We start from the raw sequence: 7,517 nt of genomic DNA on the forward strand, positions 1-7,517 counted from the left end.
GTCCTGGACGGCCTGGGTCGGGTGGTCGACGATGTCGACGACGCGGCCGACGACCGGGGGTGCCTGATCGGCGGGCTCGTCGGCGTGCGCGGCGACGGGGACGAGTGCGAGGGCTCCGCCGGAGACGATCAGGGTGGCGAGGGTGCGCTTCAAGGCATTCATGCCCCGCCCAACGACCCCGCCACGCCCCGGGTCACCGTCCGCACCACGTCGAAGGGGCCGCGAACGCCCGCGGCCCCGGATCGGGGGAATCGATCCGGGGCCGTGGGCGTGACTCAGCGGGTGGGACGCGGGAGCGCGGGGACGGTCAGTCCTCTACCACCAGGGACGGGGTGGACTTCGTCAGGACCTCGCCGCGGAAGAAGGCCGGGCTGCGGCGCTCGGTGACGAACATGATCACCAGGCCGAGGGCCAGCAGGCCGACGCCGATGACGAAGACGTTGCCGACGTCGAGGCCCGGGAGCGTGGAGCCGGAGCCGTAGGACGGGTCCCAGGCGTCGTAGAGGGTCTTGAAGAAGACCGCGGCCAGCAGCACGCCGCCCAGGACCGGGAAGACGCCCTTGAAGAACAGGTCGCGGGCGGAGCGGCGCAGCTCGCCGCGGAAGTACCAGACACAGGCGAAGGCCGTCAGTGCGTAGTAGAAGCAGATCATCAGGCCGAGCGCGAAGATCGTGTCGGTGAGGACGTTCTCGCTGACCAGGGTCATCACGGTGTAGAAGACGCCGGTCGCGACGCCCGCCATGACGGTGGCGCGGCCCGGGGTCTTGAAGCGCGGGTGGACCTTGGCGTACGAGGGCGGCAGGGCCTCGTACGTGGACATGGCGAGGACCGTACGGGCCACCGGGATGAAGGTGGTCTGCAGGGAGGCCGCGGCGGAGGCCAGGACGGCCACGAAGAGCAGGATGCCGAGGACCGGGCCCATGACGGGGCCGGCGAGGGCGGCGAAGACGTTGCCCGAGGTCTCCTCGTTGGCGAGGCCGAGGCCCTCGCCGCCGGAGCCGACGGCCATCTGGGCGGCGATGCCGGTGGCCAGGTAGGAGCCGACCAGGACGACCATCGCGATGAGCGAGGCGCGGCCGGGGGTCTTGGTCGAGCCGGTGGTCTCCTCGTTGGTGGCCAGGCACGCGTCCCAGCCCCAGTACATGAAGATCGAGAGCGAGAGTCCGGCCGTGAAGGCCGCCATCGACTCGACCGCGAAGGGGTTCATCCAGGACCAGGAGAAGTCGAGGCCGGTGTCGAAGGTGCCGGCGGAGGCCTTCTGGAAGGCCATGGCGACGAAGATCGCGAGCACGACGAGCTGGAGGCCGACCAGGGCGTACTGGACGCCCTTGGTGGCGGTCATGCCGCGGTAGCTGATGGCGGTCGCGACGGCGATCAGGGTGAGGCAGGTGGCGATGTGGACGAGCTTGTTGTCGTCGAGGGCGGCGATCGACGGATTGTTCGTGATCTCGCCGGCCAGCAACCAGAAGTACGAGGTGGCGACGCCCGCGAGGTTGGAAAGCACGATGATCGTGGCGATCACCAGGCCCCAGCCGCACATCCAGCCGATCCGCGGGCCGAAGGCCTTGACGGTCCAGGTGAAGGAGGTGCCGCAGTCCGGCATGGCCTTGTTGAGCTCGCGGTAGGCGAAGGCGACCAGGAGCATCGGGAGGAAACCGGCGAGGAAGATCGCGGGCATCTGCATGCCGACCTCACCGGCGGTGGAGCCGAGGGTCGAGGTCAGGCAGTAGACCGGGGCGACGGTGGAGACGCCGATGACGGCGCTTCCGACCAGTCCGACGGACCCCTTGCCGAGGCCCTTGCCGCGAACGTCGCCCTCGGCGACGCCGCTTACCGTGTCTCCGGCCCGAGGCCGAACGTCCAGCTGAGTCATGAGTCAGGACGTTAGATGCTGCGCTTTCCACATACGGAAGATCGAAGTCCGGAACGCCAAGGCCCCGGACGCCTTCGAATCCTGAGACCAAGGCACTTCACACGCACGCAATACAAGGTTCATTCGGGCACGCATCCACGCTTCAGCAGGCTCGGCAGAGACCCTTTCGGTATGCGGAAATCGCAGCCATGTCCGCTTTGCACTTTTTCAAAGTTTCCGTCGTGACTTTGCGGTGGCCGGCGGTGACAGGGGTGCGTGTGGGTTTGCCGTGGACATGACCGTCGCCCTAGAGTCGCCGCCGTCCAAGGTCATTAACACGGGGGACGAAGACGCGCATGCGCACCACCAGCACCACCCAAGCACTCATGGCATCGGCCACGGCCGTCGCCGCCCTGCTCACCCTCACCGCCTGCGGCGGAGACGGGAGCGGCAGCGCCTCGCCGGTCATCGGCGGCCCCGGCGCGGACAGCGGCACCGGCGCGGTCACCGACGGCGGCCCCCACGAGGGCACCCTGGAGAACCCCACCAAGAACGGCGGGGTCAACGGGAACGCGCCCAAGGACGGGACGGCCTTCCAGAAGCTCCCCAAGGCGGGCACCATGGCCGCGGCCGCCCGCTTCATCAACGGCTACACCCCGTGCGACCCGGTCAGCCTCACCCCCGCCGGCGGCAAGCCGAGCGAGGGTCCGGACACCAAGTTCGGCCCGGCCTTCTCCGTCACCGAGACCGGCTACTGCGGCAGGCGGGGCATCACCACCATCGTCCTGATCAAGGACCCCAAGGCCTTCCAGACCGCCTTCAAGGCCCAGATCGACGCCAAGAGCGGCGGCGGGAATCCCAACCAGGGCATCGTCGTCGGCCAGGACTTCGCCATGGGGTCCGAGAGCTCGGACGCCATGAGCGCCCTGCTGCAGCCGCAGGCCGGACTGCTCATGCTGAACTGCCACCCCGACTTCAAGCCGCCGAGCGGCTACCGCAAGGAGCCGGCCCTGGTGAAGGGCTGCGTCCTCACCGACTACTACAAGGACGAGTAGGGGCCGGCGCCATGAGTCCCGGGACCGGCCACCGGACCGGGGCGTCATCGGCGAGACTGGCCCCATGCCCACGGCCGATGAACTCCTCAGCGCGGACACCGTCACCACCTTGGCCCGGCTGCTCGCCCGCGCGGGCGGCCGCCGGTCCTCACCGGCCTTGCGCGCCCGCGCCGACGCCCTTGACGGGCTGACCTTCAGCGGCCGCGTCGCCGCCGTCCGCGACGCCGTGCTCGACGACCTTCCCGACGCATGGCCCGCCTTCGAGACCGTCGTACGCACCGCCCTCGACCGGCCCGGCTTCGAGGGCTGGATGACCTTCCCGGTCGGTGAGGCCGTCGCCGTCCGCGGGCTGGAGGTGTTCGAGCCCGGGCTGGACCTGCTGCACGACCTCACCTCTCGGCTCACCGCCGAGTCCGCCGTACGGCCCTTCCTGCGCGCCGACCCGGACCGCGCCCTGGCCGTCGTACAGAAGTGGACGGACGACCCGGACCCGCACGTGCGCCGCCTCGCCAGCGAGGGCACCCGGCCCCGGCTGCCGTGGGCCCCGCAGCTGCCCGCCTTCGTCGCCGACCCGCGCCCGGCTCTTCCCGTGCTGGACGCCCTGTACCGCGACGGGTCCGAATACGTCCGCCGCTCCGTCTCCAACCACCTCAACGACATCGGCCGCGACCACCCCGCGCTCGCGGTCGAGACCGCGGCCCGCTGGCTGGCGGAGCCCGAGGCCACGACCGACCGTGTCGTACGCCACGGACTGCGCACCCTGATCAAGGCCGGCCGGCCCGAGGCGCTGATCCTCCTCGGCCACTCCCCCGACGTGCCGGTCACGGTGAGCGGCCCGGTCGTCGCCGACCCGCGGGTCGCCGTCGGCGAGTACCTCGTCTTCGACTGGACGGTCACCAACACCGGGCCGCTTCCGGCGCAGTTGGTCATCGACTACGTCGTCCACCACACGAAGGCCAACGGCACCCGGACCCCCAAGGTGTTCAAACTCGTCACCCGCGCCCTGGCCCCCGGCGAAACCCTCGGCGGCACCAAGCGCCACTCCTTCAAGCCCATCACCACCCGCCGCTACCACTCGGGCGAGCACCTGGTGCAGCTCCAGATCAACGGCCGGGTTCGCGGCGAGGCCCCGTTCTCGCTGGACGCGTCCTGACCCCGCCTGACGCCTCGGGAACGCGATGCCGCGGCCGGCCGGGGGCTCCCGGCCGGCCACAGCCGTACCTCAGCCCGTCCAGACGATCGACTGGGTCTCGCTGTAGGCGTGCAGGGCGTACGAGCCGACGTCCCGGCCCACCCCGCTGCACTTGAAGCCGCCGAAGGGTGCCTCCATGTTGCGGCCGATGGTGTTCACCCCGACCCCGCCCGACCGCAGCCGCCGCGCCACGCGGAACGCGCGCGCCGAATCCCCGGACCACACATAGCTCAGCAGCCCGAAGTCGCTGTCGTTGGCCAGCGCGACGGCCTCGTCCTCGCCCCCGTCGAAGGGGACCACCACGACCACCGGGCCGAAGATCTCCTCACGGACCACCCGCATGTCGTTGGTGCAGTCGACCAGCAGGGTCGGGGCCACGTAGAAGCCCCGGCCGTCGCCGACCACCGGGCGCTCGCCGCCGTACGCGATCCGCGCGCCCTCCTTCTTCCCCAGCTCGATGTACGACTCCACCCGGTCGCGGTGCGCCGCCGAGATCACCGGGCCGACCACCGTGCCGGCCTGCGCCGGATCGCCCACCTTCATGAAGGCCAGGTAGCCGGTCAGCTTCTCGATCAGCCGGTCGTGGACGGACCGGTGGGCGATCACCCGGGTCGGGGCCGTGCAGATCTGCCCGGAGTAGAACGAGAAGGTCGTCCCGATCCCCATCACCGCGGCGTCCAGGTCCGCGTCCTCGAAGACGATGGCCGCGCCCTTGCCGCCCAGCTCCATCAGCTGCCGCTTCATGGACCGGCCGCAGACCTCCGCGATGCGCTGCCCGACGGCCGTGGAGCCGGTGAAGGACACCATGTCCACGTACGGCGAGTCCACCGCGGCCTCGCCGACCTCCACCGACTGCCCGTTGACGACGTTCACCACGCCCGCCGGTACTCCGGCCTCGTGCAGGGCGTCCGCCATCCGGAACACCGACAGCGGGTCCTGCGGCGCCGGCTTGACCACCACCGTGTTGCCCATGGCCAGGGCCGGGGCCACCTTGCCCGCCGCATTCGCCCACGGGTTGTTGTAGGAGGTGATGCAGGTGACCACGCCGACCGGCTGGCGCACCTCCAGCGCGCCCAGGATGCTCGCCCGTCCCATCGGTCCGGCCTCGGTGACCTGCGGGGGCAAACCCTTCTCGACCGGTTCGAGCGCGCCCTTCGCGTACCGCCGGAAGCGGGTGACGCCGACCCCGACCTGCATGCCGCGCGCGATGCCGGTCGGCGCGCCCGTCTCCTGCCGGGCCAGGACCGCCCACGGCTCGTACTCCCGCTGCATGATGTCCGCGGCCCGGTCGAGGATCGCCGCGCGTGCCTCGGGCGTCGTACGGGACCAGCCCTCGAAGGCTTCCGCCGCGGCGCGCGCCGCCTCCTCGACCTGGGCGCGCGAGGCCTCGGGCGCGAGCCCGACGACCGATTCGTCCGCCGGGTCGATCACCTCGTAGTGGCCGCCCGCGGGCTCCACCCGCTCGCCGCCGATGTAGAGCGTCTGCTGCACGCCGGTCATCGGGTGCTCACCGTCCTCGTGTCCCGGCCGGACCGGAGCACGATGCCCGGAACGGCCCCCGTCACCCCGTCGTCGCGGACGGTCTCCACGCCGTTGATCCGTACCGAGACGATGCCGATGGCCCGCGCGTCCAGCCGCGGGCTGTCGCCGGGCAGATCGTGGACCAGGGTCGCGGGACCGGCCTCGATCCGCTCCGGGTCGAAGAGGACCAGGTCGGCGTGGAAGCCCTCGGCGAGGCGGCCGCGCTCGCGCAGCCCGAACAGCCGGGCCGGGTCGTCGGTGAGCATCCGTACGGCCTGCTCCAGCGGCACCAGCTTGCGGCCGCGCAGGCAGTCCCCGAGGAAGCGGGTCGTGTACGGGGCTCCGCACATCCGGTCCAGGTGCGCGCCGGCGTCGGATCCGCCGAGCATGACGTCCTCGTGCTGCCAGGTCTCCTGGCGCAGGGCCCAGCTGGCCGGGTCGTTGTCGGTGGGCATCGGCCAGAGCACCGTGCGCAGGTCGTCGTTGGCGCAGATCTCCACCAGGCAGTGGAAGGGGTCCTGGCCGCGTTCGGCGGCGATGTCGTTCACGACCCGGCCGGAGAGGCCCTCGTTCTCCTTGCTGTACGTGTCGCCTATGACGTAGCGCCCGAAGTGGGCGAGGCGGCGGAAGACACCGGCTTCCTTGCTGTCGGCGCGGCGCAGCATCTCGGCGCGTACGTCGGCGTCGCGGAGCTTTTCGATCCGCTCGGGGACGGGCAGGCCGAGGACCTCGCCCCAGCCGGGGATGAGGTTGAGCGCGCAGAAGGTCCCGAGCGACATGTTCATGGGGGTGAGGATGGGCATCGTCAGCGCGACGATGCGGCCGCCGGCCTTGCGGGCGCGCTCGCTGGGGATCAGCTGGCGCGGGACCCGTTCGGGGACGGAGGCGTCGATGGTGAGGACGTTCCAGTTCAGGGGCCGGCCGGCGGCGGCGCTCATCTCCACGAAGAGGTCGATCTCGTCGTCCGAGAACTGGTCGAGGCAGCCGGCGACGATCGCCTCCAGCTGGGTGCCCTCGTGTTCGGCGACCGCCTTCGACAGGGCGAGCAGCTCGGCGGGGCGGGCGTGGCGGGAGGCCACGGGGGCGCCGGAACCGTCGGAGTGGGTCGAGGACTGGGTGGTGGACAGCCCCCAGGCACCGGCGTTCATGGCGTCGTGGAAGAGGTCGAGCATCTGCTGCATCTGCTCGGGGGTGGGCCGGCCGCCGACGGCGTCCTCGCCCATCACGTGCCGGCGCAGCGCGCAGTGGCCGACCATGAAGCCGGCGTTGACGGCGATCCGGCCCTCCAGGGCGTCGAGGTACTCGCCGAAGGTGGACCAGGTCCAGTCGACGCCCTCCTCCAGGGCCTTGAGGGCCATGCCCTCGACCTTGCTCATCATGCGGCGGGTGTAGTCGGCGTCTTCGGGGCGGGCCGGGTTGAGCGGGGCCAGGGTGAAGCCGCAGTTGCCGCCGACGACGGTGGTCACGCCGTGGTTCATGGAGGGTGTGGCGTAGGGGTCCCAGAAGAGCTGGGCGTCGTAGTGCGTGTGCGGGTCGACGAAGCCGGGGGTGAGGACCAGCCCCGTGGCGTCCTCGGTGGTGCGGGCCTCTTCGGTGATGGTGCCGGGTGCGGCTATCGCCGCGATCCGGCCGTCGCGTATCCCCACGTCCGCGACGCGGGCGGGGGCACCGGTGCCGTCCACTACGGTCGCGCCCTTGATCAGGTGGTCGAGCATGACGTCCTCTCTGCCGTGTGCGCCTCGCGGTCGGCCTGCTGGGGCTCCGTCCGCGTTCGGCCTCGCGGGCGTTCGAGGCGCGGGGTCCTGGGCGGCGCCCCGGGAAACCCGGCTCCGCCGGGAGGTGCCCCCTGCCTCAAACGCCGGCGAGGCTGGAGATGGCCGGCGAGGCCGGATGGGGC

The 7,517-nt window shown here is 71.4% G+C and carries 5 protein-coding genes; 2 read left to right on the forward strand and 3 right to left on the reverse strand.

Going from position 1 to position 7,517, the window contains the following annotated elements; translation table 11 throughout:
• Nucleotides 1-307: 307 nt before the first annotated feature.
• Nucleotides 308-1,873: an APC family permease gene (locus ACWGIU_RS23500; protein ID WP_453708762.1), complete on the reverse strand. Its 1,566-nt coding sequence runs from the start codon at nucleotides 1,871-1,873 to the stop codon at nucleotides 308-310.
• Between the two features lie 335 nt (nucleotides 1,874-2,208).
• Between ACWGIU_RS23500 and ACWGIU_RS23505 the strand changes: the two genes are divergently transcribed.
• Nucleotides 2,209-2,907, forward strand: a complete 699-nt coding sequence (locus tag ACWGIU_RS23505) for a hypothetical protein (protein WP_453708764.1) — start codon at nucleotides 2,209-2,211, stop codon at nucleotides 2,905-2,907.
• Between the two features lie 64 nt (nucleotides 2,908-2,971).
• Nucleotides 2,972-4,060, forward strand: a complete 1,089-nt coding sequence (locus tag ACWGIU_RS23510) for a DNA alkylation repair protein (RefSeq protein WP_453708766.1) — start codon at nucleotides 2,972-2,974, stop codon at nucleotides 4,058-4,060.
• Between the two features lie 69 nt (nucleotides 4,061-4,129).
• Here ACWGIU_RS23510 and ACWGIU_RS23515 read toward each other — a convergent pair whose 3' ends face one another.
• Both ACWGIU_RS23515 and ACWGIU_RS23520 read right to left on the reverse strand, forming a co-directional pair.
• Entirely contained in the window at nucleotides 4,130-5,599 is a 1,470-nt protein-coding gene (locus ACWGIU_RS23515) for an aldehyde dehydrogenase family protein (RefSeq protein ID WP_453708768.1), read from the reverse strand.
• Nucleotides 5,596-7,335, reverse strand: coding sequence for an N-acyl-D-amino-acid deacylase family protein (locus tag ACWGIU_RS23520; RefSeq protein WP_453708770.1), 1,740 nt, complete (start codon nucleotides 7,333-7,335; stop codon nucleotides 5,596-5,598). Before ACWGIU_RS23520 ends, ACWGIU_RS23515 begins: the two co-directional genes overlap by 4 nt.
• Nucleotides 7,336-7,517: the final 182 nt, after the last annotated feature.

It is taken from the genome of Streptomyces sp. NPDC054840 (assembly GCF_053611065.1).